This window comes from Methylosinus sp. R-45379 (assembly GCF_001644125.1).
Lineage (GTDB): Bacteria > Pseudomonadota > Alphaproteobacteria > Rhizobiales > Beijerinckiaceae > Methylosinus.
The window spans coordinates 1-2,576 of record NZ_LUUM01000159.1 but is presented as its reverse complement, the minus strand read 5'-3'; the positions used below and the strand labels follow the sequence as shown (position 1 = coordinate 2,576).

1 protein-coding gene is annotated in these 2,576 nt (G+C 64.0%); it reads right to left on the bottom strand.

What is annotated here, in order from left to right; genetic code table 11:
- Positions 1 to 2,576 (bottom strand): AAA domain-containing protein (locus A1351_RS07765; RefSeq protein ID WP_245291613.1); only part of this gene is annotated, 2,576 nt, incomplete at both ends.

Genomic DNA, 2,576 nt, shown 5'->3' with positions numbered 1-2,576 from the left:
GCCTCCAGCCGAGTCCCTCGAGCACCTCCTGCCTCAGGCGGTCCCGGTCCCGCGCCGATCGGGAACTGTGATAGGTGGCGCCGTCGCATTCGACGCCGAGGATGTAGGCGCCGGGTCTGGCGCGGTCGAAAACTCCCATGTCGACCCTGAAGCTCGATACGCCGACCTGCGCGTGCACCCCGTATCCCGCTTCCTTGATTACCTGAGCCACGGCCTCCTCGAACGGACTCTCATAGTCTCCGTCGTCGGTCACCGCGCCTTCCGAAAGGCGCCCGGTCTCGGCGAAGTGGAGCAGTGAACGCAGCATTCGCGTTCCGCGCGACGGCTGATCGGCCGGAATGTCGGCGGCGGTGATGGACGAGAAGACGAGGCATTTCTCGCGCGCCCTGGATGCGAGGACGTTCAGTCGCCGTTCGCCGCCCTCCTTCGACACCGGGCCGAAGTTCGACGGAGGTCTGACGTTGTCGGCCCCGTATCCGTAGCCGACGGAGATGAAGATGACATCCCGCTCATCGCCCTGGACCGATTCGAGATTCTTGACGAAGAGACGCTCGCCCTTCGGGCAGAACGCTTCGACCTCGCTGCGGATGCCGGCCTTGTCGATCATGTCGTCGATGGCGTCGCGCTGCTTGGTCGAGAAGCACGCGACGCCGAGGGATTTGTTGCCAGATCTGCGGATATGGAGCTTGATCGCTTCGGCGATCTCCTTCGCCTGCACAAGATCGCATGCGGCGCCCCCGCGATCGTAATGCCCCCTCGGCGTCTTCACCAGCGAGAGGCCGAAGCTGTCCGTCCTTTCGAACGGACTTGGCGGGAGCAGCAGCTTTTCCGCGTAGCATTCCCTGTTGGAGAGCGCGATCAGGGACGGGTGGCGGCTCCTATAGTGCCATGCGAGCGTGCGTTCGCCGAACCCGCGCGAACGCGCCAAGGTGAGGATGCTTTCGAACTGGCCGGGCGCGGCAACCGCCGGCGCGTCGTCATCCCCGTCCTCCGCATCGTCGTCGCCGGCGTTGACCAGACCGAAGAAGTTGGTGGGAGGAAGCTGGCGGTGGTCGCCGACCACGACGATCCGCTTCGCCCGAGCAATCGCCCCGAGGGCGTCTTCGGGCGCGATCTGGCTGGCCTCATCGATGACGATCAGGTCGAAGGTCAGCCTCCCCGGCGGCAGAAACTGCGCGACCGAGAGCGGGCTCATCAGGAAAACGGGCTTGAGGCGTTGGATCGCTTCCCCCGCTTCCTTCATCAGCTTCCTGACCGGGAAGTGTCCTCTCTTCTTGCCGATTTCGGCGCGGATCACCGCCATGTCTCCCGCGAACCCATCGGGACGACGGTCGAGGTAGCGAGCGAATACCTCCTGACGGGCGATCTGGATGCGTTTGCGATCCAGATCCTGGAATTCGGAGACCTCGTCGCTCCGCTTCGCGCCGTCGATATCCTGAAGCGTGGGGTTTTCCCGTGTCGCTCGGCGCCAAAGGGACTCGGTGATCAGGAGATCCGCCATTGGGCGGACCTTGTCCGCCGGCGTCGCGCCGTTCTCGAGATTCGTCGCAATGACGGCCATCCCCTCTTGGCGCAGGGTGGAGAGCCCATTTCGGATCCCGACCCAGTCGTGGACGCCGTCGAGATTGACTTGCCAGACGCCGATGCGCTCGATCAGGTCGGAAATTCGGATCGCTCCGATGTCGGACCTGCCGAAAACGACCCCGATATCGGCTTTGAGGTCGGTGAGGATTTCGTCGACCGAGACCCGAGCGGTGGAGCCGAGCGACTCCACAAGATTCGCGTAGTTGCCGAAAACGAGCGGATCCTGGCTCTGCGCGCCGAGGGTGACCAAACGGGCCGAGCCGAGGCGCGCGAGCGCGGTTCGGCACCAGTCGATGAGCACGGATGCTTCGCTCAAATTGGCGCCGCCGAGAACCTCCTTCAGGCGCGATTCCGCCTTGCTGTAGCGTTCGTAGCCGAGACGAAACTCCAGAAGGGATTCCAGTCTCTCGATCTTCGTCGCCGTGTCCTTCGCGGGCTCACCCTTCGACAGCTTCTTGAGGTCGGCGTTCGCGCGGCGACACCTTTGCGAGAACCGCCTGAGCAGCGAACCGTCGTCGGAACGGATAGCCTCGAGGGCTTCCGTCGGATCGTAGGACCAGGCCTCCTTGATGAAATGGTCGCCGACATAGACGACCCGCTGAAGAAATCCCCGGCAGAACGAGAAATCGCGTTCGATCGCGTCGAGTTCCTGCGTCCATCCCGCGTGGGCAAGCACGCTTCTGTTCGCTGGGACCGCCGCGATGTGACGCAGCGACTGGACGAGCTTCTCTGCGGAGCCGAACGTCAAATCCGCCCGTTCGTCGATTACCGCGAGGATTCTCTGCGTGCTTTCATGGAAGGCGCGCAGACGGTCGACGGCGCGCTGTATGTCGCCTTGCAGGCGCGTCTGGTCGAACGGACTCAGCGGGCCGATATTCGTTCCGAACCATGCGTTGGCGATCGGCGGATGACCGACTTTCGCTATCGCGACGCCCGCCCTCTCGAGAACCCGGTCCACTTCCGCGATCTTCGAAGCGGACCAGTCGGCGGCG